The sequence below is a fragment of the Streptomyces sp. NPDC002232 genome, from assembly GCF_042890295.1.
In the GTDB taxonomy this organism is placed as follows: domain Bacteria; phylum Actinomycetota; class Actinomycetes; order Streptomycetales; family Streptomycetaceae; genus Streptomyces.
The window spans coordinates 260,499-282,722 of the sequence record NZ_JBIARV010000002.1; the positions used below are offsets into that span (position 1 = coordinate 260,499).

The window sequence follows — 22,224 nt, forward strand, 5'->3', positions numbered from 1 at the left end:
CGGATCCCGGATGTCTCTACCGGAACAATAGTGCGCCTCAGGACCTTCCCGCCCCGGCCCCCCGATCCCCGGACGCCCCGGACGCCTCCGGAGCGCGTACGGCGATCCCGTCCAGGACCATGGACAGGTACTGGCGGGCGATCTCCTCGGGGCTGTGGTGTCCGCCCGGCCGGTACCAGGACGCGGCGACCCAGACGGTGTCGCGGACGAAGCGGTAGGTGAGGCGTACGTCGAGGTCGGCGCGGAAGACCCCGGCGGCGACCCCGCGCTCCAGGGTGCCCAGCCAGGCCTTCTCGAACCTGCGCTGCGATTCGGTCAGGTAGCCGAACCGGGGCAGGTCGACGAGGTGCAGGGACTCCTTCTGGTAGATGGCGACGGCGGCGCGGTGCCGGTCGATCTCCCGGAAGGACTCGGTGACCAGGGCCTCGATCGTCTCGCGCGGACCGAGCCCGGCGTCGAGGACGGCGTCGTACCCCTCCCACAGCTCGTTCAGGAAGGTGGCGAGGATCTCGTCGAGCATCGACTCCTTGGAGTCGAAGTGGTAGTAGAGGCTGCCGGCGAGCATCCCGGCGGCGTCCGCGATCTTGCGGACGGTGGTGGCGTTGTACCCCTGGGCGGCGAAGACCTCGGCCGCCGTGTCCAGGAGCTCACGGCGCCGCTCGGGCCCCCCGCCCATCTGGGTCTTCTTCTTGCTTGCTGTGTTCGGCACGTGCCCATTGTGGTCCCCTCCGCTTCGGGCCGGTCGGCGGTCAGGCGTCCTCGCGGGGCGGGCTGTCGTCGTTGCCGCGCCGGATCGTCCGCGGCGGGCGTCCCGGCGTCCAGCTCCGGAAGACGATCTCCTCGCCGTCCACCCAGGTCCGCACGACCTCGGTCGGCTCCACCCGGAACAGGTGGAACGGCTGGGGCGCGCCCGCCTCGGCCGCGTACCGGTCCAGCGCCGCCGGGTCGGTGATCTCGACGGCCCGCCCGGAGATCCGGACGTCGCCGCCGCCCATATCGGTGCCGGGTCCGGGGTTGGCGAGCAGCGAGAACCGGGGGTCGCGGCGCAGGTCGAGGGCCTTGCGGGAGCCGGGCATCATGCCGAGCCAGAGCTCGCCGTCGCGGAAGTCGGCCTCGATGCCGCTGAGACGCGGCGAGCCGTCCTTGCGGAGGGTGGCGAGGGCGTGGTGGGTGTACGAGCCGAAGCGCTCCCGCACGGTCGCGGCGAAGTCGGGTTCGGCGGCCTCGAAGGCGGGCCAGGTGGTTCCGGTGTCTCCCATGGATCCAGGAAACACCGGATACCCGACAGCCTCTGTCCGGATGACGCCGGACAGCGCCGCGCGCCGCCGGGCCGGTTACGGGCACAGGGGCGGGCAGGGGCGGGGCACAGGCCGGCGCACCGGCACCGGCTCGCGCCGCTGCGCCGGGCCGGGCCGGGCCGTCAGGAGGTGGCCGTGCGCTCCGCCGCGCTGCGCTCCACGCAGAACTCGTTGCCCTCCGGATCCGCCAGGGTGGCCCAGCCGGTGCCGTCCGCGTTCCGGCGGTCGTCGAGGAGCGTGGCGCCGAGGCCGAGCAGCCGCTCGACCTCCTCGTCGCGGGTGCGGTCCTGCGGCTGGAGGTCGAGGTGGACGCGGTTCTTCGTCGCCTTGGGCTCGGGGACCTGGATGAAGAGGAGGCCCGCGCCGGCCGACTCGACGAGCGCCTCCTCGTCCCCGGGCTCGTCGTCGTCGGAGACCTTGGAGTCGAGGACCTTCGCCCAGAAGGTCGCCAGGGCGTAGGCGTCGGCGCAGTCGATGGTCACGTGTCGCACGAGAGAGCTCATGGCCCCATGATCGCCTCCGGCCGCGAGCGGTTCCACCGGATTCCGCGCGCCCGGCCGCTCCGCCCCTCCGCGGCGGCGGGCCGGGCCGGGCCCGCGCCGGCCGCGTACCGCGCGGGCGGTCTCATGACCGGACGACGCCCTGGGCGCGGGCCGCGGCGAGCCACGCGGGGAACTCGGCGACGAGCCGGTCGTAGAGCTCCGCGTCCGGGACCCGGCCCGGGTCCTGTCCGGCGTGGAAGAAGCCGGCGTTGTCGAGGGGCCGTTTCGCCGGCACGTCGAGCTCGTCGAGCCGGCGCAGGAACTCGAACTGGCGGCTGCCGGGGTCGCCGAAGCCGATGAACTGCCAGAAGATCGGCAGCCGGGCCGCCTTGCAGACGTACCGCTCGGCGGCGAGCTTGTTGATCGGTCCTCCGTCGGTCTGGAAGACGACGAGCGCGGGCGCGGTGGAGCCGCTGTCCAGGTAGTGGTCGATGACGGCGTCCATGGCCAGGTGGTAACTGGTCTTCCCCATGTGGCCGAGACCGGCGACGATCCGGTCGATCCTGCCGACGTGGTCGTCGAGGCGGATGTCGGTCTCGGCGTCGATGTCGGTGGAGAAGAAGACGACCGGGACCCGTCCGTCGTCGTCGAGGTGCGCCGAGAGCCCGAGGACCCGGTCGGCGAGGGCCTGCACGGAGCCGTTCGCGTAGTACGGTTTCATGGAGCCCGAGTAGTCGACGACGAGGTAGACGGCGACGCGCTGTCCGCTGACGCCGTGCCGCTCCAGTGAGGCTCCGGCCTCCTTGTAGAGGCTCACGAGCGCGGGTGCCGTCTCCTCGACCTTCCGCAGGCTCAGTGGCATGACTGGTCCCCCTCCAACTCCTCGATGTCCGCGAGCATGGCGTCGGCCAGGTCGCGTTCGGCCGCGTAGTACCGCTCGGCCCAGGTCAGGGTGAGCCGGGGGTAGGCCCAGGCCTCGTCCGCTCCGGCGTCCGCCACGTCGGCCTCCGCGCGCCGGCGCATGCCCTCGGCGTACTCCCGGTGCGCGGCCAGGATCTCGCGCATCCGTTCGGGTTCGAGGAGGTGGCCGAGCCAGAGCCGCAGCATCGGTCCGTGCTTGAGGACGGGCGGGTCGAGGGGGGCGGTGCGGGCCCAGGTGCGGACGGCGTCGAGTCCCTCGCCGGTGATGCGGTAGACGCGTTTGTCGCGCGTGCCGGCTTCGGGGGCGACGAGCCGCGAGGTGGCGTAACCGGCGTGCTCCAGCCGCTTCAGCTCGCTGTAGATCTGGCTGAAGGAGGGGCTCCAGTAGAAGAGGCCGAGGGACCGGTCGGACCACTTCTTGACGTCGTAGCCGGACAACTCCCGCCCGTGGGACAGCAGTCCGAGCACCGCCCAGCCGGTCGCGGGAAGCCCTGGCACGTTCTCTCGGTCCACCACGGACGGCAGTCTACGACCCTTCCCTCCCTTCACTATGCCTGCTAGAAGTATTTCGATTAGGCATATAAGGCCTACCGGGAGGAGCGTCCCGTGAAGTTCTCCATGATCTTCGAAGCACAGCTCGTCGACCCGACCCCCGACCGTGAGCGCCAGGTCCTCCACGACTGCGTCGAACAGGCCGTGTTCGCCGAGGAGATGGGCTTCGACCGGATCTGGGCGGTCGAGCACCACTCCCTCACCCAGTACGCGCACATGAGCGCGTCCGAGATCTTCCTGACCTGGGTCGCCGCCCGCACCCGGACCCTGCGCGTCGGCCACGGCGTGGTCACCATGCCCTTCGGCTACCAGCATCCGGTCCGGGTAGCCGAGCGCGCCGCCATGCTCGACGTGCTCTCCGGCGGCCGGGTCGACATGGGCGCGGGCCGGGGCGCGACCCGCCAGGAGACCCGGATGTTCGGGGTCCGTCAGGAGGACACCCGCCCGCAGACCGAGGAGGCCCTGCGGATCTTCGCCGCCGCCTGGCGGGAGCCGGAGCTGGAGTGGCACGGCACGCTGGACATCGGCCCCGGCGCGGTCCTGCCCCGCCCCGTGCAGACGCCGCACCCGCCGCTCTTCATGGCCTGCTCCCAGCACGACTCCCTCCGGCAGGCGGCCGAACTCGGCATCGGGGCGCTGGTGATGGGCTTCGCGGGCGCCGAGGACGTCCGCGCGATGCGGGCGGTGTACGACGAGGCCATCGCCGCCAGGGACGGCTCCCGGTTCGTCTCCACCGAGGTCAACGACCACTTCTCGGCGCTCTGCCCGACGATCGTCCTGGACGACGCCGCCCGCGCCCTGCGGCTCGGCACCCGGGGCCAGCGCTTCTTCGCCGAGTCGATCGCCCACTGGTACGGCGGCGCGCCCGCCCCCACGGGCTACGCGGAGGACGAGGACCACACGGGGGCCCTGGACGAGCAGCGCCGGAAGCTGATCGCCCGCCTGCACCAGGCGGACATCCCGGCCCGCCCGGTCGACACGGGCACGTACCACACCGACCACGCCTACGGGGACGCGGAGACGGCGGTCGCCTACGTGGAGCGGCTCCGGGAGATCGGCGTCGACGAGGTGATGTGCCTGATCCAGATGGGCACGGTCTCGCAGGACGTCTGCCTGGAGACGATCCGGCAGTGGGGCACGGAGGTCATCCCGCGGTTCCGCGCCGCCTGACCACGCGCCGCAGCGCCCCCACGTCGTCCGGTCGGGGACCTTCTGGGGGCGCTGCGCTCAGTTCCGCACGTCGTTGTACGGGACGTTCTCGGGGTGATCCGGTGGGATCAGACCATCAGCGAACGGTCCGTCGGACGGATCGGGGCCGGCAGGGAGCTGGCGCCGGTCAGGTAGCGGTCCACGCCGCGGGCGGCCGAGCGGCCCTCGGCGATGGCCCAGACGATGAGCGACTGGCCGCGGCCGGCGTCACCGGCGACGTACACGCCCTCGACGTTGGTGGCGAAGTCCGCGTCACGGGCGATGTTGCCCCGCTCGTCCAGGGCCAGGCCGAACTGGGCGACCAGGCCGTTCTCCACGTCCGTGCCGGTGAAGCCCATCGCGAGCGTGACGAGCTGGGCGGGGATGCTGCGCTCCGTGCCCGGCTTCTGGGTCAGCTTGCCGTCGACGAACTCGACCTCGATGAGGTGGAGGGACTGGACGTTGCCGTCCTCGTCGCCCTCGAAGTGGGTGGTGGAGACGGAGTAGACCCGCTCGCCGCCCTCCTCGTGCGCCGAGGTGACCTTGTAGAGCATGGGGAAGGTCGGCCAGGGCTGGCCGGCGTTCCGGTCCTCGCCCGGCTTCGGCATGATCTCCAGCTGCGTGACCGAGGCCGCGCCCTGGCGGTGTGCCGTACCGACGCAGTCGGCGCCGGTGTCGCCGCCGCCGATGACGACGACGTGCTTGCCCTCGGCGGTGATCGGCGGGGCCACGAAGTCGCCCTCGACGACCTTGTTGGCGAGCGGCAGGTACTCCATCGCCTGGTGGATGCCGTTCAGTTCCCGGCCCGGGACGGGCAGGTCGCGGGCGGTGGTGGCACCGGCGGCGACGACCACGGCGTCGAACCGCTTGCGCAGGTCCGTCGAGGTCAGGTCGCGGCCGATCTCGATGCCGGTGCGGAACTTGGTGCCCTCCGCGCGCATCTGCTCGATGCGGCGGTTGATGTGCCGCTTCTCCATCTTGAACTCGGGGATGCCGTAGCGCAGCAGGCCGCCGATGCGGTCGGCGCGCTCGTACACGACCACGGTGTGGCCGGCCCGGGTCAGCTGCTGGGCGGCGGCGAGACCCGCGGGGCCCGAGCCGATGACGGCGGCGGTCTTGCCGGAGAGGCGCTCGGGGACCTGCGGCGTGACGTCGTTCGCGTCCCAGGCCTTGTCGATGATGGAGACTTCGACGTTCTTGATGGTGACGGCCGGCTGGTTGATGCCGAGCACGCACGCCGACTCGCAGGGAGCCGGGCACAGGCGGCCGGTGAACTCCGGGAAGTTGTTCGTGGCGTGCAGCCGCTCCGACGCCGCCGCCCAGTCCTCGCGGTAGGCGTAGTCGTTCCACTCGGGGATGAGGTTCCCGAGGGGACAGCCGTTGTGGCAGAACGGGATGCCGCAGTCCATGCAGCGGCCGGCCTGCTTGCTGATGATCGGGAGCAGGGAGCCGGGGACGTAGACCTCGTTCCAGTCCCTGACGCGCTCGCCCACCGGCCGGGTCTGGGCGACTTCGCGCCCGGTGGTCAGGAAGCCCTTGGGGTCAGCCATGGGACGCAGCCTCCATCATCTTCTCGGTGGTCTCGGTCTCGGAGAGACCGGCGAGCTCAGCGGCGTCCTTGGCGGCGAGCACGGCCTTGTACGTGGTGGGGATGATCTTGCTGAACCGGGCCGCGGCGGCGTCCCAGTCGGCGAGGAGCTTCTCGGCGACGGTCGAGCCGGTCTCCTCGAAGTGGCGGCGCACGACCTCGTGCAGCCAGGCCTTGTCGGTGTCCGACGGGGCTTCGATCGCCTCCAGGTTCCCGGAGTTGACGTTGTCCCGGTCGAGGTCGACGACGTAGGCGACACCGCCCGACATGCCGGCCGCGAAGTTGCGGCCGGTCTCGCCGAGGACGACCGCCGTGCCACCGGTCATGTACTCGCAGCCGTGGTCGCCCACGCCCTCCGAGACGACCAGGGCGCCCGAGTTGCGGACGCAGAAGCGCTCGCCGGTGCGGCCGCGGAGGAACAGCTCGCCGCCGGTGGCGCCGTAGCCGATGGTGTTGCCCGCGATGGTCGAGTACTCGGCCAGGTGGTCGGCGCCCCGGTCCGGGCGGACGATCACACGGCCGCCGGAGAGGCCCTTGCCGACGTAGTCGTTGGCGTCGCCCTCCAGGCGGAGCGTGACGCCGGACGGCAGGAAGGCGCCGAAGGACTGGCCGGCGGAGCCGGTGAAGGTGATGTCGACGGTGTCGGCCGGGAGCCCCGCGCCGCCGAACTTCTTCGTCACCTGGTGGCCGAGCATGGTGCCGACCGTGCGGTTGATGTTGCGGATCGCGACCTGGGCGCGGACCGGCTGGGCCTCCTCGGCGGAGGCGGCGTTCAGGGCCTCGGCGGCGAGCTGGATCAGCTCGTTGTCGAGGGCCTTCTCCAGGCCGTGGTCCTGCTCGATCCGGGCGTGGCGGACCGCGCCCTCGGGCAGCTCCGGCACGTAGAAGAGCGGCTCCAGGTCGAGACCCTGCGCCTTCCAGTGCGTGACCGCGCGGCTGGTGTCGAGGAGCTCGGCGTGGCCGACGGCCTCCTCGATGGTGCGGAAGCCCAGCTCGGCGAGGAGCTCGCGGACCTCCTCGGCGATGAACTCGAAGAAGTTGACGACGAACTCGGCCTTGCCGGAGAAGCGGTCGCGCAGGACCGGGTTCTGGGTGGCGATGCCGACCGGGCAGGTGTCCAGGTGGCAGACCCGCATCATGACGCAGCCGGAGACGACGAGCGGCGCGGTCGCGAAACCGAACTCCTCGGCGCCGAGCAGCGCGGCGATGACCACGTCGCGGCCGGTCTTGAGCTGGCCGTCGGTCTGGACGACGATCCGGTCGCGCAGGCCGTTGAGCAGCAGCGTCTGCTGGGTCTCGGCGAGGCCGAGCTCCCAGGGGCCGCCCGCGTGCTTCAGGGAGGTGAGCGGGGAGGCGCCCGTGCCGCCGTCGTGGCCGGAGATGAGGACGACGTCCGCGTGGGCCTTGGAGACACCGGCGGCGACCGTGCCGACGCCGACCTCGGAGACCAGCTTCACGTGGATGCGGGCGACCGGGTTGGCGTTCTTGAGGTCGTGGATCAGCTGGGCGAGATCCTCGATGGAGTAGATGTCGTGGTGCGGCGGCGGCGAGATGAGGCCGACGCCGGGCGTCGAGTGACGCGTCTTGGCGACCCACGGGTAGACCTTGTGGCCGGGCAGCTGGCCGCCCTCGCCGGGCTTGGCGCCCTGGGCCATCTTGATCTGGATGTCGTCCGCGTTGACCAGGTACTCGCTGGTGACGCCGAAGCGGCCGGAGGCGACCTGCTTGATCGCGGAGCGACGCGCCGGGTCGTAGAGGCGGTCCGGGTCCTCGCCGCCCTCACCGGTGTTGGACTTGGCGCCCAGCTGGTTCATGGCGACGGCGAGCGTCTCGTGCGCCTCGCGGGAGATGGAGCCGTACGACATCGCGCCGGTGGAGAACCGCTTGACGATCTCCGAGACGGGCTCGACCTCGTCGATCGGGATCGACGGGCGGTCGGAGGTGAGACCGAAGAGGCCGCGGAGCGTCATGAGGCGCTCGGACTGCTCGTTCACCCGCTCGGTGTACTTCTTGAAGATGTCGTACCGCTTGTTGCGCGTGGCGTGCTGGAGGCGGAAGACGGTCTCCGGGTCGAACAGGTGCGGCTCGCCCTCGCGGCGCCACTGGTACTCGCCGCCGATCTCCAGGGCGCGGTGCGCCGAGGCGACGCCGGAGACGGGGTACGCCTTGGCGTGGCGGGCGGCGACCTCCTTGGCGACGACGTCGAGGCCGGCGCCGCCGATCTTGGTGGCCGTGCCGTTGAAGTACGTGGCGACGAAGGTCTCGTCCAGGCCGACGGCCTCGAAGACCTGGGCGCCGCGGTAGGAGGCGACGGTGGAGATGCCCATCTTGGACATGACCTTCAGGACGCCCTTGCCGAGCGCGTAGATCAGGTTCCGGATGGCCTGCTCGGGCTCCAGGCCCTCGATGAAGGTGCCGTCGCGGACCAGGTCCTCGACGGACTCCATCGCCAGGTACGGGTTGACCGCCGCGGCGCCGTAGCCGATGAGCAGGGCGACGTGGTGGACCTCGCGGACGTCGCCGGCCTCGACCAGCAGGCCCACCTTGGTGCGCTGCTTGGTGCGGATGAGGTGGTGGTGGACGGCCGCGGTGAGCAGCAGCGAGGGGATCGGCGCGTGCTCGGCGTCGGAGTGCCGGTCGGAGAGCACGATCAGGCGGGCGCCGCCCTCGATGGCGGTGTCGGCCTCGGCGCAGATGGCCTCGATGCGGGCGGCGAGGGACTCGCCTCCGCCGGAGACGCGGTAGAGGCCGGAGAGGGTCACGGCCTTCATGCCGGGCATGTCGCCGTCGGCGTTGATGTGGATGAGCTTGGCCAGCTCGTCGTTGTCGATCACCGGGAAGGGCAGGGTGACGCTGCGACAGGAGCCGGCGGTGGGCTCCAGCAGGTTGCTGCCGGGGCCGAGGGAGGAGCGCAGCGAGGTGACGAGCTCCTCGCGGATGGCGTCCAGCGGCGGGTTCGTGACCTGCGCGAACAGCTGCGTGAAGTAGTCGAAGAGCAGCCGCGGGCGGGAGGAGAGGGCCGCGATGGGCGAGTCCGTGCCCATGGAGCCGAGCGGCTCGCCGGCGGTGCGGGCCATCGGCGCGAGGATGACGCGGAGCTCTTCCTCGGTGTAGCCGAAGGTCTGCTGGCGGCGGGTGACCGAGGCGTGGGTGTGCACGATGTGCTCGCGCTCGGGGAGGTCGGAGAGCTCGATCTCGCCGGTCTCCAGCCACTCCTCGTAGGGGTGCTCGGCGGCGAGTCCGGCCTTGATCTCGTCGTCCTCGACGATGCGGTGCTCCGCGGTGTCGACGAGGAACATCTTGCCGGGCTGGAGGCGGCCCTTGCGGACGACCTTGGCGGGGTCGATGTCGAGGACGCCGACCTCGGAGGAGAGGACGACGAGGCCCTCGTCGGTGACCCAGTAGCGGCCGGGGCGCAGACCGTTGCGGTCGAGGACCGCGCCGACCTGGACGCCGTCGGTGAAGGTGACGCAGGCCGGGCCGTCCCAGGGCTCCATCATCGTGGAGTGGTACTGGTAGAAGGCGCGGCGGGCCGGGTCCATGGTCTCGTGGTTCTCCCACGCCTCCGGGACCATCATCAGGACCGCGTGCGGCAGGGAGCGGCCGCCGAGGTGGAGGAGCTCCAGGACCTCGTCGAAGGAGGCCGAGTCGGAGGCGTCCGGGGTGCAGATCGGGAAGATCCGCTCCAGGGAGCCCTCGCCGAAGACGGTGGAGTCGAGCTGCGCCTCGCGGGCGGTCATCCAGTTCCGGTTGCCCTTGACGGTGTTGATCTCACCGTTGTGGGCGACGAAGCGGTACGGGTGGGCCAGCGGCCAGCTCGGGAAGGTGTTGGTGGAGAACCGGGAGTGGACCAGGGCCACGGCGGTGGCACAGCGGCGGTCCGACAGGTCCGGGAAGAAGGGCTCCAGCTGGCCGGTGGTCAGCATGCCCTTGTAGACGATGGTGCGGGCGGAGAGCGACGGGAAGTACGTCGCGGCCTCGCGCTCGGCGCGCTTGCGCAGGACGAAGGCCTTGCGGTCCAGCGCGATGCCCGTGTGCTCGCCGTCGGAGACGAAGAGCTGGCGGAAGACCGGCATGGTGGCGCGGGCGGAGGCGCCGAGCAGCTCGGGGGCGACGGGGACCTCGCGCCAGCCGAGGACGGTGAGGCCCTCTTCGGCGGCGATGGTCTCGATCTTCGCGACGGTCTCGTCGGTGCCGTCCTCGGGGAGGAAGGCGATGCCGACGGCGTAGGCGCCGGCCTCGGGGAGCTCGCATCCGGCGACCTCGCGGAGGAAGGCGTCCGGGACCTGGAGCAGGATGCCGGCGCCGTCACCGGAGTCGGGCTCGGAGCCGGTGGCGCCGCGGTGCTCGAGGTTGCGCAGTACGGTCAGCGCCTGCTCGACCAGCGCGTGGCTGGCTACACCGGTGAGGGTGGCCACGAACCCGACACCACAGGCGTCGTGTTCGTTACGGGGGTCGTACATCCCCTGCGGAGCGGGGCGACCGTCCATGGGCGACCAGGCGTCGGAACGCATCGGCTCTCCCGTCGTCGTCGTGGCATATGCAACTGCCGAGGGACGACGTTGGCCCTCCGCGAAATTTCGTGCAGGTTACATGATGGCTGGCTTCTCGCGAAGTGGATAGCTCATTCCAGCATGCGGACACCGCCGATACGGAGCGGAGGTGTGGTTCACCTGTGGGTTTGCGGCGACAGAGACTGTCCCGCGGGGGACGGATCGGGGGTCCGGAAGGCCTTGGGGCCTCCGGCGACCCGTCACTGGGGGTGGGCTTCGTTGCCCGATGACGCTCAGGCCTCATTCCCGCTGGTCACGGATTCGAAACCGCCGAGTAACCGGCTACTTATGTGGCGTCCCGCATAGTGTCTCATCGCGGCGGCGGATCGGACCAGGGAGATACGTCACAGCCCTTATGGGTGGTACGTACCGGAATGGCGGTACGAAAAGACCGAGAGGTCCCTTTCCGGGGCCTCTCGGTCTTCTGCGGGGTACGGAATCCGCAGCTCCGCGGAGCGGGCTACAACGCGGCTCCGAAGAGCATGCCGAGCCCGTACGTGACGGCCGCGGCGGCGCCGCCCAGGACGAGCTGGCGCATGCCGCTGAAGAGCCAGCCGCGGGCGGTCACGCGGGCCACCAGCGCGCCGCAGGCGAAGAGCCCGACGAGGGCGAGCAGGACGGCCGGCCAGAGCGCGGTCGCCCCGAGCAGATAGGGCAGGACGGGGAGGAGCGCGCCGAGCGCGAAGGAGCCGAAGGAGGAGACGGCCGCGACCGTCGGCGACGGCAGGTCGTCCGGGTCGATGCCGAGCTCCTCGCGGGCGTGGATCTCCAGCGCCTGCTCGGGGTCCTTGGATAGCTGCATCGCGACCTCGCGGGCGAGCTTGGGCTCGACGCCCCGGGAGACGTAGAGCGCGGCGAGCTCTTCCATCTCGTCGACGGGGTGCTTGCGCAACTGACGCCGCTCGACGTCCAGTTCCGCCTGGACCAGCTCGCGCTGCGAGGCGACGGAGGTGTACTCGCCGGCCGCCATGGAGAAGGCGCCGGCCGCGAGGCCCGCGAGACCGGTGATGACGACGGTCTGCGAGGAGACCGAGCCACCGGCGACACCGGTCATCAGGGCGAGGTTGGAGACCAGTCCGTCCATCGCGCCGAAGACCGCCGGACGGAGCCAACCGCCGTTCACGTCACGGTGCGTGTGGTTGTCGCGGTGGGCCTCGTGCAGTGGTGCCTGAGCTTCGATGATGGACATGACTCTCCCCTCGTTCCGGCGGGCCGGGTTGCACCCGCCGCCCCCAACACCCTCGAAAGTACGCGCGATGTAAGGGTCCCGCCAGCAAGCCAGGCCGTACTTACTAAGGCCCGCCTCACTGAGGTCACCCCTATCTGGCGAGGTGTCAGCCGGGTGACAGAGACGTTTCTTCGGCGAGTTCGCGGCCCGGGGTGGCACAGATGCAGCATCGGGGCGCCGCTGTCGGCGCCCCCACCGAGGAAGGGGCGCGAGATGGTGAATAGCACGGCCTGCGACACGCGTGAACGGGCGAGAGGGGCACTCCTCGGCCTCGCCGTCGGCGACGCGCTCGGCGCCCCCGCCGAGAACATGCGGCCCTCCGAGATCCGCCGCCGCTGGGGCCGCATCGAGGGCTTCGTGACGGACAGCCCCGCGGGCACCGACGACACCGAGTACGCGATCTTCTCGGCGCTGCTCCTCGCCCGGCACGGCTCCGCCCTCACCGTCCAGCACGTGGAGCGGGCCTGGCACCACTGGATCGCCGACCTCGACGAGGGCCCGTTCCGCGGCGCGGGCTTCTCCGAGCGCGGCACCCTGGAGAACCTGCGCCGGGGTCTTGCGGCCCCCATCTCGGCCCAGCACCGCCACGCGTGGAGCGACGGCCTCGCGATGCGCGCGGCACCCTTCGGGGTGTTCGCGGCGGGCCGCCCCGCGGAGGCGGCCCGGCTCGTCGCGATCGACGGCAGCGTCAGCCACGACGGCGAGGGCATCTACGGCGGCCAGGCGGTGGCCGCGGGGGTGGCGGCGGCGATGGCGGGAGCGAGCGTCACGTCCGTGATCGCGGCGGCCCTCTCGGTCGTCCCGATGGACTCCTGGACGGCCCGCTCGCTGCGCCGCGCGGTCGTCGCGGCCCAGCGCGTCCAGCCGGACCCGCTCACCCGGGAACGCCAGGTCCGCTCCGCGGTGGTCATCGGCGGCTACCCCTGGACCGACCTGGCCCCGGAGGCGGTCGGGCTGGCGTTCGGCGCCTTCGCGGCGGCCCGGGGCGACTTCCGTACGGCGGTGCTCACGGCGGTCAACATGGGCCGCGACGCCGACACGACGGCGGCGGTGGCGGGCGCCCTGGCCGGCGCGGCGGGCGGCGTGGACGCGATCCCGAGGGACTGGGCCGCGGCGATCGCCCCGGTGACGGGCAGCTGCCTCCCCTCGATGCGCGGCTACCACGTCCTGGACATCGCGGACCTGCTCACCCCGGAGGAGGCGGCATGAGCGCCGACGTGACCACCACCGCGGGCGGCCCCCCGGGACCGCCCGACGCCGCCCCGACGCGAGACGCGCATGTGCTGGACCTGGCCCCGTCCGCCCGGACGCGGGACGCCGAGCTGCTCGGTACGGCCCCGGACAGCAGGACGCTGGCGGCTGAGCTGCTGGAAACATTCCCGCACGACCCCACTCCGGCGCCGGACTCTTACGTGCTCGACCTGGCCGCGCCCGTCCCGACGCGGGACCCCGGCCTCGCCCACCCGGCCCCACCCGGCCACGGCCATGTCCACGGCCCCGGTCCCGTCCGTGGGACCGGTTCCTGGGGCGGTGTCCGGACGGACCCGCACCCCGATGCCCCGCCGAGGCCGACCCGCGACAGGGCCGAGGGGCTCCTCCTCGGGATCGCCGCGGGCGACGCCGCCGGCTGGCCCGCCGCCCGGCACCGTGCCGCCCGCATGCCCGAATGGACCCGCCGCCTCACCCGTGAACTGGACACCTTCGCCGAGCAGAACGCCACGACCACCCTCCCCGTCCCCATCGCCCTCAACCAGCCCCCGGAGCCCCTCCGACTCGGCCCCTCCGACGACGCCGAGTGGGCGGCCTTCACCGCCGAGGCGGTCCTCGCCGCCGCGGGCCCGGTCTTCGCGGGCCTCCCACGGGACCGCCGGCTCCGCGCCGCCGTCGACCTGGCCTGGAACGCCCTCGCGGGACAGGTCGCCGCCGCCGCGGCCCGCGCCCCCGAGGTGGAGTCGGCCGTGCTCCCCCTCCGGGCCCGGATCTCGGTCCGGGCGGGCCTCGGCAATCTCGCCACCGGGCTGCGCCCACCGGCCACCGGCCACGACAACCCGCACTTCTTCGACGACGCGGCCTGCGTCCGGGCCGCGGTCCTCGCCGTCGTCCACCCCGGCGATCCCCGCGCGGCCGCCGCGCTCGCCGAGTTCGACGCGCGGTACACCCAGGACGGCGACGGCGTCCACGGCGCCCGCGCCACGGCGGCCGCCGTCGCCGCGGCCCTCGGCGGGGCGACGGTCGACGAGGCCGTGGAGGCGGCGCTGGCCGAACTCCCGCCCGCGACCGAGATCGGGCGCAACGCCCGGTACGCCGTCACCCTCGCCCGGGCCGCCGGCTCGGCGTTCGAACTGGTCCCCGTCCTGGAGCACCAGATCGTGGACCACGTCTACAGCTACGGCATCGCCGCCGCCGAGACCGTCCCGGTCGCCCTGGCCCTCGCCACCGCCGCCCGGGGGGAGATGACGGCGGCGGTGCCGGCCGCCGCCTGCCTCTCCCGGGTCGCCGACTCGGCCCCGGCGCTCGCGGGCGCGCTCACCGGCGCGCTGGGCGGCGGCCGTTCGGTCCCGGCGAGCTGGCGGGAGGCGTGCAGGACGCTCGCGGGCTGCGCGCTCCCCCGGCTCGCGGGGACGGACCTGGTGGAACTCGCCGGGCAGCTGGGAGCCACGGAACCGGCCGCCCCAGGTGGACAATTCCGGCATGACACCCACACCGGATGTGCCCACCCTGGATGACCGGATCACCGGCAGTCTCCTCGGGGCCGCCGTCGGCGACGCGCTCGGCGGCCCCGTGGAGGGCTACACCCCCGACCAGATCCTGGAGCGGCACGGCGGCCGCGTCACCGGGATCGTCGGCCCCTGGAACGGCGGCGAGTGGCGCACCGCCCGGCCCATCGCGCCGTACCACAAGGGCGACGGACACGTCACCGACGACACCCTGATGACCCACGCGCTGATCCGGGTGTACGAGAAGGTCCGCTACCACCTCGACGCGTACGCGGTCGCCGACCACCTCGTCCCCGAACTCATGGGCTCCCCCGTCTGGATCCCGGAGCTGGAGGCCGAGGCGCTCCCCCTCCAGCGGATCTTCCTCGCCGAGAAGTGGATCGTGACCCGGCTCCACTACGGCCACGCGGACCCCCGCGAGGCCGGCCACGGCAACGTCGTCAACTGCGGCGCAGCGATGTACATGGCGCCGGTCGGCCTGGTCAACGCCGCCCACCCGGCGGCCGCGTACGCCGAGGCGATCGACCTGACGGGAGCGCACCAGTCCTCGTACGGCCGGGAGGCGGCGGGGGTCTTCGCGGCGGCCGTCGCGGCGGCCTGCGCCCCGGGCGCGACACCGGCGTCGGTGGTCGCCGCGGCGCTGTCGCTGGCGAAGGACGGCACGCGCGAGGCGATCGGGGCGGTCGTCGAAGTCGCCGCCGACCACACGGACTTCGAGACCGCGCTCATCCCGCTGCGCAGGGCGGTGGCCCCCTTCGACACGGTCGGGCCCGACTACCGCGCCCCCTCCCTCGGCGCCCGCAGGCCCTCCCGGCTGCACGCGATCGAGGAACTCCCGATCGCCCTCGGGATGCTGCTCGTCGGCGGCGGCGACTTCCGGCGCACGGTCCTGGGCGCGGTCAACTACGGCCGCGACTGCGACTCCATCGCCACGATGGCGGGCGCGATCGTGGGCGCCCTGCACGGCGAGTCTGCGGTGCCCGCCGCGTGGGCAAAGCAGGTGGCGGAGGCGAGCCGGCTGGACCTGCACGCCCCGGCGCGGGCGCTTGCGGCCGTGGCCCGGGAGGTCTTCGCCCGGGACACGGACGCCCGCCGGGCCCACGAGTCGGCCTTCGCGACGCTGACGAGCGCCGACCGGTGACCCTGCGCCTGACCTGGGTCCAGCCGGAGGACCTGGTCGGCCACGAGCTCCGCCAGGCGGCGGAGGACGGCCGCGACGCCCGGGCCCTCGCGGCCCGCTGGTCGAAGGCGGGCGGGCCCCCGGCGCCCGCCTCGGCAGGCGCCTCCGGGACCCCGCGCCCGGAGCTCCGCGCCCTGGCGGAGGAACTCCTCGACGCCCTGGTGTCCCTCCCGTCCCCCCTGGCGGCCGACGAGCCCACGGCGCTCCCCGCGATCCAGGCCCTGGCGGCGCACCCCCGTGGGGACGGGCGTCCCGCGACGGCGCCCCCGGCCGCGCCCGGGCTCGCGCCTCCGGACCGGCACCATACGGGCGGCGCCGAGGAGGCCGCGACCGCCCGCTTCGCCCCGGGGCAACGCCGGCCCACAGCGGGCACGGACGGCGCCCTCCGCGACCGGCTCCACGCCGCCTGGCTCGGACGGGCCGTCGGGTGCCTGCTCGGCAAGCCCGTCGAGAAGCTGCCCCTCGCCGGCCTCCGCGCCCTCGCCCGCGCCGCCGGCAACTGGCCCCTCACCACCTGGTTCACCGCCCGGGGCGTCCCGCCGGAGCTGCTCGCCGCCCACCCCTGGAACCGCCGCTCCTCCTTCACCTCACTCGCCGAGAACATCGACGGCATGCCCGAGGACGACGACCTCAACTACCCCCTCCTCAACCTGCTGCTCCTGAAGCGGTACGGCCGCGGCTTCACCACCGCCGACGTCGCCCGGCTCTGGCTCGACGAACTTCCCGCCGGCCGCACCTTCACGGCCGAGCGCGTCGCCTACCGCAACCTCCTGGACGGCGTGGAACCCCCGCTGTCCGCCGTCCGCCGCAACCCCTTCCGGGAGTGGATCGGCGCCCAGATCCGGGCCGACGTCCACGGCTGGACCCACCCCGGCGACCCGGCGGCCGCCGCCGCCCAGGCGCACCGGGACGCGGTGCTCACCCACACCGGCAACGGCGTCTACGGCGCGATGTTCGTCGCCGGCACCCTCGCCGCCGCCGCGACCGGCACCGCCGACGTCCACCGGTCGCTCGCGGCCGGCCTCGGCGTGGTCCCACCGCGCTCCCGCCTGGCCGAGGCCGTCCGGCTGGGCATCACCACGGCCCGGGCCACGGCCGACTTCGAGACCGTCGTCGACCGCCTGCACACCGAACTCGGCGGGTACCACTGGGTGCATGCCGTCCCCAACGCCGCGCTGCTCGCCGCCGCCCTCACGCACGCCGACGGCGACTTCTCCCGCTCCGTCTGCGCGGCGGTCTCGGGCGGCTGGGACACCGACTCCAACGGCGCCACGGCCGGTTCGGTCGCCGGGCTGCTCGCCGGCCACCCGGACCGGCTGCCCGAGCGCTGGACCTCCCCCCTCAAGAACCGGCTGTCGACCTCGGTGCCGTCCTTCGACGGCATCGGCTTCGACAGCCTGGCCGAACTGACACACACGGAGGCAGTACGCCCATGACCAGCATCGTCGTGCTCGGCAGCGCGAACATGGACCTCGTCACCTATGTGCCGCGGGCCCCCGCCCTCGGGGAGACGGTGACCGGCCGCTCCTTCCGTACGATCCCCGGCGGCAAGGGCGCCAACCAGGCCGTCGCCGCCGCCCGCGCGGGCGCCGAGGTGGCGATGATCGGGGCGGTCGGCACCGACGACTTCGGGGTACGGCTCCGCGCCACCCTGGAGCACTGCGCGGTGGACACCGACCTGCTGCGCACCGCCGAGGGCTCCTCCGGCACCGCCCACGTCGTGGTCGACGACGACGGCGGCAACGCGATCGTCGTCGTCCCCGGCGCCAACGGCACCGTCACCTCCCTCTCGCACGGCGACGAGGCCCTCATCGGCACCGCCGACGCCCTGCTCCTCCAGCTCGAACTCCCCCTGTCCGTCGTCGTCGAGGGCGCCGTCACCGCCCGGCGGCTCGGCGTCCGCACCGTCCTCACCCCCGCCCCCGCGCAGCCCCTGCCGCCGGAACTCCTGGCCGCCACCGACCTGCTGGTCCCCAACGAGCACGAGGCCGCCGCGCTCACCGGGCTCACCGACCCGCGCGCCGCCGCCCAGGCCCTGCTGCGGGACGTCCCCGAGGTGGTCGTCACGCTGGGCGCGGCCGGCAGCCTGTACGCGGCGCGCGGCGCCGAACCGCTCGCCGTGCCCGCGCCCCGGGTCCGGGCCGTGGACACCACGGGGGCGGGCGACACCTTCGTCGGCGCCCTCGCGGTCGCCCTCGGGGAAGGCCGTCCCGCCCCGGAGGCGCTCGCCTGGGCGCAGACGGCCGCCGCGCTCTCCGTCCAGCGCGAGGGCGCGTCGACCTCGATGCCGTACCGCGTCGAGATCGAGGGCGCCTTCCGCTCCCCCCACATCCTGGAGGCGGACGCCGTATGACCTCCCCCGCCCCGGCCGCCGCGCCGGAAGAGCCCACCGGGCCCCTGCGGGGGCTGCGCGTCCTGGATCTGGCGACGCTGTTCGCCGGCCCCCTCGCGGCCATGATGCTGGGCGACTTCGGCGCCGACGTCGTCAAGGTCGAGCACCCCCGCAAGCCGGACCCCTCCCGGGGCCACGGCCCCGCCAAGGACGGCATCGGCCTGTGGTGGAAGGTCCTCGGCCGGAACAAGCGGACGATCACCCTCGACCTCTCCTCGCCCGGTGGCCGCGACACGCTGCTGGCGCTCGCCGCCGACGCGGACGTCATCGTGGAGAACTTCCGCCCCGGCACCCTGGAGCGCTGGGGTCTGGGCTGGGAGGAGCTCTCCGCCGTCAACCCGCGTCTGGTGCTGGCCCGGGTCACCGGCTTCGGCCAGTTCGGGCCGTACGCCCACCGCCCCGGCTTCGGCACCCTCGCCGAGGCGATGAGCGGCTTCGCCGCGATCACCGGCGAGCCGGACGGCCCGCCGACCCTTCCCCCCTTCGGCCTCGCCGACTCCGTCGCCGCCCTCGCCACCGCGTACGCGGTGATGACCGCGCTCACCGCCAGGACGGCGACCGGCCACGGCCAGGTCGTCGACATGGCGATCATCGAACCGATGCTCTCCGTCATCGGACCCCACTCCCTCTGGTACGACCAGCTCGGATACGTCCAGCCCCGGACCGGCAACCGCTCCCGCAACAACGCCCCGCGCAACACCTACCGGACGGCGGACGGCTCCTGGGTCGCCGTCTCCACCTCCGCCCAGTCGATCGCCGAGCGGGTGCTGCGGCTCGTCGGCCGCCCGGAGCTGATCGACGAGCCCTGGTTCGCCGACGGGTCGGGCCGGGCCGCGCACACGGACGTCCTGGACGAGGCGGTCGGCTCCTGGATCGCCCGCCACACCCGTGACGAGGCGATGGCGGCGTTCGAGAAGGCGGAGGCCGCCATCGCCCCCGTCTACGACATCCGGGACGTCGTCGCCGACCCCCAGTACCAGGCGCTCCGCACCGTGACCGAGGTGGACGACCCGGAGCTCGGCCCGATCAGGATGCAGAACGTCCTCTTCCGGCTCTCCGAGACGCCCGGAGCCATCCGCTGGTCCGGCCGCCCGCACGGCGCGGACACCACCGCCGTCCTCACCGAACTCGGTCTCGGCCCCGCCCAGATCGACGCCCTCCGCGAGCAGGGAGCGGTATGAGCCCCCTCAACGGCCCCGCCGACGACGAACGGCCGATCACGGGCGAACGGACGGACGCGGGCGAACGGACGGGCGCCGACGAGCGGCCGGCCACGGGCCGCCGGACAAGAGCCGTCGAACGGACGCGCGCGCCCCTCACCTGGCTGTACGCCCCCGGTGACCGGCCCGACGTGGTCCGCAAGGCCCTGGCCTCCGGCGCCGACGTCGTGATCGTCGATCTGGAGGACGCGGTCGCCCCGCACCGCAAGGCGTACGCCCTCGACGCCACGGCCGATCTCCTCGCCGACGAGCACCCCGTCCCGGTGCACGTCCGCGTCCACACCCCGCACGACATCCCCACCCTGGCCCCCCTCCCCGGCCTCCGCGGCATCCGTGTACCCAAGGTGACACACGCCACTGACATCCACCGGATCGCGGCCCTCGCCCCGGGGCTGCCCCTCTACCCGCTCCTGGAGAACGCCCTCGCCGTGGAGCACGCCTACGCCATCGCCACCGCGCACCCCGACGTCCGCGGCATCTCCCTCGGCGAGGCGGACCTCCGCGCCGACCTGGGGGTGCGGGAGGACAGCGGCCTCGACTGGCCGCGTGGGCGCGTGGTGGTCGCGGCCCGGGCCGCCGCCCTCCCGCCGCCCGTCCAGTCGGTCCACCCGGACGTCGGCGACCTGGACGCGCTGGCCGCCGGGTGCTCCCGGGGCCGTGCCATGGGCTTCCTCGGGCGTGCGGCCATCCACCCCCGCCAGCTCCCGGTGATCGAGCGCGCCTACCTCCCCACCCCGCAGGAGGTCGACGCGGCCCGTGAGGTCGTGGAGGCGGCCGCGACCGGGCGGGGGGCCCTCGCCCTGCCCGACGGCCGGTTCGTCGACGCGGCGGTGGTGGAGGGCGCCCGCCGGGTCCTCGCCCTCGCGGGTCGGGCCGGGTGACGCACGGCAGAGGGCCGCCGGGACCTCTCGGTCCCGACGGCCCTCCGACCGGGGTGGCTCAGCTCGTGGCGGCCGATCCGGCCCCGTTGCCCGACTTCTCCGTCTCGGGTTCCCCGGAGTCCGCGGACGGCTCGGGGTCCGTGGCACCGTCCGTGTCCGGGTCCTCGGCGGCGTCCTTCGGCTCCGCGTCCTCGGCGCCGACGGCCTTCCCGCTCTTCGCGTTCTTCCTGTCCGCCTCGTCCCTCTTCGGCTCCACGATCTCCTCGCGGCCGGGGCGCAGCCGCGCCGAGAGCACCAGGTAGACCACCGCGAGCAGGAGGACGATGATCGCCGTCCACACGTTCAGGCGGAGGCCGAGCACGTGGTGGGCCTCGTCGACGCGCAGGTACTCGGTCCAGACGCGGCCGGCGCAGTAGGCGGCGACGTAGAGGGCGAAGGCGCGGCCGTGGCCGAGCTTGAAGCGGCGGTCGGCCCAGATGACGAGGAAGCCGACGCCGACGCACCAGAGCGACTCGTACAGGAAGGTCGGGTGGTAGAGCCCGGCCTCGCGGTTCGCGCCCGCGCTGATCTTCAGGGCCCAGGGCAGGTCGGTCGGCTTGCCGTAGAGCTCCTGGTTGAACCAGTTGCCCCAGCGGCCGATGGCCTGGGCGAAGGCGATGCCGGGGGCGATGGTGTCGGCGTAGGCCGGGAGCGGGATGCCCCGGCGGCGGCAGCCGATCCAGGCACCCACCGCGCCGAGCGCGATGGCGCCCCAGATGCCGAGGCCGCCCTCCCAGATCTTGAAGGCGTCGACCCAGTTCTCACCCTCGCTGAAGTACAGCTGGTAGTCGGTGATCACGTGGTAGAGGCGTCCGCCGACGAGGCCGAAGGGCACCGCCCAGACGGCGATGTCGGCCACGGTGCCGGCGGTGCCGCCCCGGGCGATCCAGCGCTTGTTGCCGAGCCAGACGGCGACGAAGACACCGATGATGATGCAGAAGGCATAGCCGCGCAGCGGGATCGGTCCGAGGTGGATCACGCCGGTCGAGGGGCTGGGAATGTAGGCAAGGTCCATGGCAGGTCCGACGCTACCCTGCCGGGCGGGCGGGACGGCAGCCCACCCGGCAACTTCTGGATAACCAATCGTCCGGACCGGCCGGTCCTAGCCCGCCGACGGGGAGGCGGTGCCCGGCTTCCGGCCCTTGTTGGCCTCGGCGACCCACTTCTTCAGGTTCTCCGGTGAGATCTGCTCGTTCCCCTTGGTCGGGAAGATCGACTCGCCGTTGAGGAGGACCGTGGGGGTGCCGCGGAAGCCGCCGTTCTGGAAGGCCTCGTTCGACTTCTTCACCCAGCTGTCGTGGGTGCCGTCGTTCACACAGCTGCGGAAGGCCGGGGTGTCGAGGCCCGGCACCTTCGCCGCCAGCTCGATCAGCTTGTCGTTCTTCGCGTAGGCGTCGTCCGTCTCGGGCGGCTGGTTGATGTAGAGCGTGTCGTGGTACGCGGTGAACTTCCCCGCGTCCTGGGCGCACGCGGCGGCGTTGGCCGCGCGCAGCGAGCCGCTGCCGCTCATGTTCCCGTCGATGAGGGTGGCGAGGTGGTAGTCGACCTTGAGGGCGCCGGAGGCCTCGAGCTCGTGGATGGAGTCCCGCATGACGTTCTCGAACTGGGCGCACGCCGGGCAGCGGAAGTCCTCCCAGATCGTGAGCGTCGAGGGGGCGTCCGCCTTGCCTGTGGGGATGGCGGGCTTGGCGTCCTCGTCGGTCGCCCCGGTCGGCGCGACCACCGGGCTCGCCTTGTCGGAGCCGCCGTCGTCGTTCCCGCCGGCGGCGATCACGCCGACGATCGCGGCCAGGCCGAGGACGCCGACCACCGCCGCCGACACGATCAGGACGCGCCGCTGCTTCTCGCGGGCCTTGTCGCGCTCGCGCTGCTGCTGGAGGCGCTCCCGCGCGCTCCGGTTACCGTCACCGCTGTTCTTCTCGCTCACGCCCCAGGCAACGAACCGGGGAGGCACATGCGCGCCTCCCCGGCCCGATGTCCACCCG

General features: G+C 73.2%; 18 protein-coding genes. 8 read left to right on the plus strand and 10 right to left on the minus strand.

Going from position 1 to position 22,224, the window contains the following annotated elements; translation table 11 throughout:
* Nucleotides 1-37 precede the first annotated feature (37 nt).
* The 5 genes from ACFYXU_RS07930 to ACFYXU_RS07950 form a co-directional block, all read right to left on the minus strand.
* Nucleotides 38-676, minus strand: a complete 639-nt coding sequence (locus ACFYXU_RS07930; RefSeq protein ID WP_361394336.1) for a TetR/AcrR family transcriptional regulator — start codon at nucleotides 674-676, stop codon at nucleotides 38-40.
* A 73-nt stretch (nucleotides 677-749) separates the two neighbouring features.
* The gene (locus ACFYXU_RS07935) at nucleotides 750-1,259 is read right to left on the minus strand and encodes a pyridoxamine 5'-phosphate oxidase family protein (protein WP_376509982.1); all 510 of its coding nucleotides are present in this window, start codon (nucleotides 1,257-1,259) and stop codon (nucleotides 750-752) included.
* 161 nt (nucleotides 1,260-1,420) lie between these two features.
* Nucleotides 1,421-1,801, minus strand: coding sequence for a VOC family protein (locus ACFYXU_RS07940; protein WP_376509984.1), 381 nt, complete (start codon nucleotides 1,799-1,801; stop codon nucleotides 1,421-1,423).
* 121 nt (nucleotides 1,802-1,922) lie between these two features.
* Nucleotides 1,923-2,642 carry a VWA domain-containing protein gene (locus ACFYXU_RS07945; RefSeq protein ID WP_361394222.1) on the minus strand — a complete coding sequence of 240 codons (720 nt, stop codon included), beginning with the start codon at nucleotides 2,640-2,642 and terminating at the stop codon, nucleotides 1,923-1,925.
* Nucleotides 2,633-3,217 (minus strand): PadR family transcriptional regulator, encoded by a 585-nt coding sequence (locus tag ACFYXU_RS07950; protein ID WP_389456889.1) that lies wholly within the window; start codon nucleotides 3,215-3,217, stop codon nucleotides 2,633-2,635. Before ACFYXU_RS07950 ends, ACFYXU_RS07945 begins: the two co-directional genes overlap by 10 nt.
* 90 nt (nucleotides 3,218-3,307) lie before the next feature.
* On the opposite strand from ACFYXU_RS07950, the gene ACFYXU_RS07955 reads away from it, so the two are divergent.
* Complete coding sequence (locus tag ACFYXU_RS07955) at nucleotides 3,308-4,423, plus strand: LLM class flavin-dependent oxidoreductase (protein ID WP_389456891.1); 1,116 nt, start codon at nucleotides 3,308-3,310, stop codon at nucleotides 4,421-4,423.
* Nucleotides 4,424-4,530: 107 nt separating this feature from the next.
* Here ACFYXU_RS07955 and ACFYXU_RS07960 read toward each other — a convergent pair whose 3' ends face one another.
* The 3 genes from ACFYXU_RS07960 to ACFYXU_RS07970 form a co-directional block, all read right to left on the minus strand.
* A complete protein-coding gene (locus tag ACFYXU_RS07960) occupies nucleotides 4,531-5,991 on the minus strand; it encodes a glutamate synthase subunit beta (protein ID WP_329856636.1) in 1,461 nt (486 codons plus the stop codon).
* The gene (gltB, locus tag ACFYXU_RS07965; protein WP_376509997.1) at nucleotides 5,984-10,543 is read right to left on the minus strand and encodes a glutamate synthase large subunit; all 4,560 of its coding nucleotides are present in this window, start codon (nucleotides 10,541-10,543) and stop codon (nucleotides 5,984-5,986) included. Before gltB ends, ACFYXU_RS07960 begins: the two co-directional genes overlap by 8 nt.
* A 499-nt stretch (nucleotides 10,544-11,042) precedes the next feature.
* Nucleotides 11,043-11,771 (minus strand): VIT1/CCC1 transporter family protein, encoded by a 729-nt coding sequence (locus tag ACFYXU_RS07970; protein ID WP_329856638.1) that lies wholly within the window; start codon nucleotides 11,769-11,771, stop codon nucleotides 11,043-11,045.
* A 252-nt stretch (nucleotides 11,772-12,023) separates the two neighbouring features.
* On the opposite strand from ACFYXU_RS07970, the gene ACFYXU_RS07975 reads away from it, so the two are divergent.
* Genes ACFYXU_RS07975 through ACFYXU_RS08005 form a run of 7 tightly spaced genes read left to right on the plus strand, consistent with a single transcriptional unit; the run spans nucleotide 12,024 to nucleotide 20,200 of the window.
* On the plus strand, nucleotides 12,024-13,019 hold the full coding sequence (locus ACFYXU_RS07975) for an ADP-ribosylglycohydrolase family protein (RefSeq protein WP_361394206.1): 996 nt from the start codon (nucleotides 12,024-12,026) through the stop codon (nucleotides 13,017-13,019).
* Nucleotides 13,016-14,536 carry an ADP-ribosylglycohydrolase family protein gene (locus ACFYXU_RS07980; protein WP_389456894.1) on the plus strand — a complete coding sequence of 507 codons (1,521 nt, stop codon included), beginning with the start codon at nucleotides 13,016-13,018 and terminating at the stop codon, nucleotides 14,534-14,536. Before ACFYXU_RS07975 ends, ACFYXU_RS07980 begins: the two co-directional genes overlap by 4 nt.
* A complete protein-coding gene (locus tag ACFYXU_RS07985) occupies nucleotides 14,502-15,668 on the plus strand; it encodes an ADP-ribosylglycohydrolase family protein (protein ID WP_389456896.1) in 1,167 nt (388 codons plus the stop codon). The genes ACFYXU_RS07980 and ACFYXU_RS07985 overlap by 35 nt, the downstream gene beginning before the upstream one ends.
* On the plus strand, nucleotides 15,665-17,143 hold the full coding sequence (locus ACFYXU_RS07990) for an ADP-ribosylglycohydrolase family protein (protein WP_389456898.1): 1,479 nt from the start codon (nucleotides 15,665-15,667) through the stop codon (nucleotides 17,141-17,143). The genes ACFYXU_RS07985 and ACFYXU_RS07990 overlap by 4 nt, the downstream gene beginning before the upstream one ends.
* Nucleotides 17,140-18,060, plus strand: coding sequence for a ribokinase (gene rbsK / locus ACFYXU_RS07995; RefSeq protein WP_389456901.1), 921 nt, complete (start codon nucleotides 17,140-17,142; stop codon nucleotides 18,058-18,060). Before ACFYXU_RS07990 ends, rbsK begins: the two co-directional genes overlap by 4 nt.
* The gene (locus ACFYXU_RS08000; RefSeq protein ID WP_389456903.1) at nucleotides 18,057-19,280 is read left to right on the plus strand and encodes a CaiB/BaiF CoA transferase family protein; all 1,224 of its coding nucleotides are present in this window, start codon (nucleotides 18,057-18,059) and stop codon (nucleotides 19,278-19,280) included. The genes rbsK and ACFYXU_RS08000 overlap by 4 nt, the downstream gene beginning before the upstream one ends.
* The gene (locus ACFYXU_RS08005) at nucleotides 19,277-20,200 is read left to right on the plus strand and encodes an HpcH/HpaI aldolase/citrate lyase family protein (RefSeq protein ID WP_389456905.1); all 924 of its coding nucleotides are present in this window, start codon (nucleotides 19,277-19,279) and stop codon (nucleotides 20,198-20,200) included. Before ACFYXU_RS08000 ends, ACFYXU_RS08005 begins: the two co-directional genes overlap by 4 nt.
* 58 nt (nucleotides 20,201-20,258) lie before the next feature.
* Here ACFYXU_RS08005 and lgt read toward each other — a convergent pair whose 3' ends face one another.
* Together lgt and ACFYXU_RS08015 are read right to left on the minus strand one after the other, a co-directional pair.
* Entirely contained in the window at nucleotides 20,259-21,254 is a 996-nt protein-coding gene (lgt, locus tag ACFYXU_RS08010; protein ID WP_389456907.1) for a prolipoprotein diacylglyceryl transferase, read from the minus strand.
* Nucleotides 21,255-21,341: 87 nt separating this feature from the next.
* Complete coding sequence (locus tag ACFYXU_RS08015) at nucleotides 21,342-22,166, minus strand: thioredoxin domain-containing protein (protein WP_329856650.1); 825 nt, start codon at nucleotides 22,164-22,166, stop codon at nucleotides 21,342-21,344.
* Nucleotides 22,167-22,224 lie beyond the last annotated feature (58 nt).

Excerpts from the sequence above, each read along its gene's own strand:
- lgt (WP_389456907.1), bottom strand. The coding sequence starts at position 21,254 with ATGGACCTTGCCTACATTCCCAGCCCCTCGACCGGCGTGATCCACCTC.
- gltB (WP_376509997.1), bottom strand. The coding sequence starts at position 10,543 with ATGCGTTCCGACGCCTGGTCGCCCATGGACGGTCGCCCCGCTCCGCAG.
- ACFYXU_RS07985 (WP_389456896.1), top strand. The coding sequence starts at position 14,502 with ATGACACCCACACCGGATGTGCCCACCCTGGATGACCGGATCACCGGC.
- rbsK (WP_389456901.1), top strand. The coding sequence starts at position 17,140 with ATGACCAGCATCGTCGTGCTCGGCAGCGCGAACATGGACCTCGTCACC.
- ACFYXU_RS07945 (WP_361394222.1), bottom strand. The coding sequence starts at position 2,642 with ATGCCACTGAGCCTGCGGAAGGTCGAGGAGACGGCACCCGCGCTCGTG.
- ACFYXU_RS08000 (WP_389456903.1), top strand. The coding sequence starts at position 18,057 with ATGACCTCCCCCGCCCCGGCCGCCGCGCCGGAAGAGCCCACCGGGCCC.
- ACFYXU_RS07960 (WP_329856636.1), bottom strand. The coding sequence starts at position 5,991 with ATGGCTGACCCCAAGGGCTTCCTGACCACCGGGCGCGAAGTCGCCCAG.
- ACFYXU_RS07935 (WP_376509982.1), bottom strand. The coding sequence starts at position 1,259 with ATGGGAGACACCGGAACCACCTGGCCCGCCTTCGAGGCCGCCGAACCC.
- ACFYXU_RS07970 (WP_329856638.1), bottom strand. The coding sequence starts at position 11,771 with ATGTCCATCATCGAAGCTCAGGCACCACTGCACGAGGCCCACCGCGAC.
- ACFYXU_RS07980 (WP_389456894.1), top strand. The coding sequence starts at position 13,016 with ATGAGCGCCGACGTGACCACCACCGCGGGCGGCCCCCCGGGACCGCCC.
- ACFYXU_RS07930 (WP_361394336.1), bottom strand. The coding sequence starts at position 676 with ATGGGCGGGGGGCCCGAGCGGCGCCGTGAGCTCCTGGACACGGCGGCC.
- ACFYXU_RS08005 (WP_389456905.1), top strand. The coding sequence starts at position 19,277 with ATGAGCCCCCTCAACGGCCCCGCCGACGACGAACGGCCGATCACGGGC.
- ACFYXU_RS07975 (WP_361394206.1), top strand. The coding sequence starts at position 12,024 with ATGGTGAATAGCACGGCCTGCGACACGCGTGAACGGGCGAGAGGGGCA.
- ACFYXU_RS07940 (WP_376509984.1), bottom strand. The coding sequence starts at position 1,801 with ATGAGCTCTCTCGTGCGACACGTGACCATCGACTGCGCCGACGCCTAC.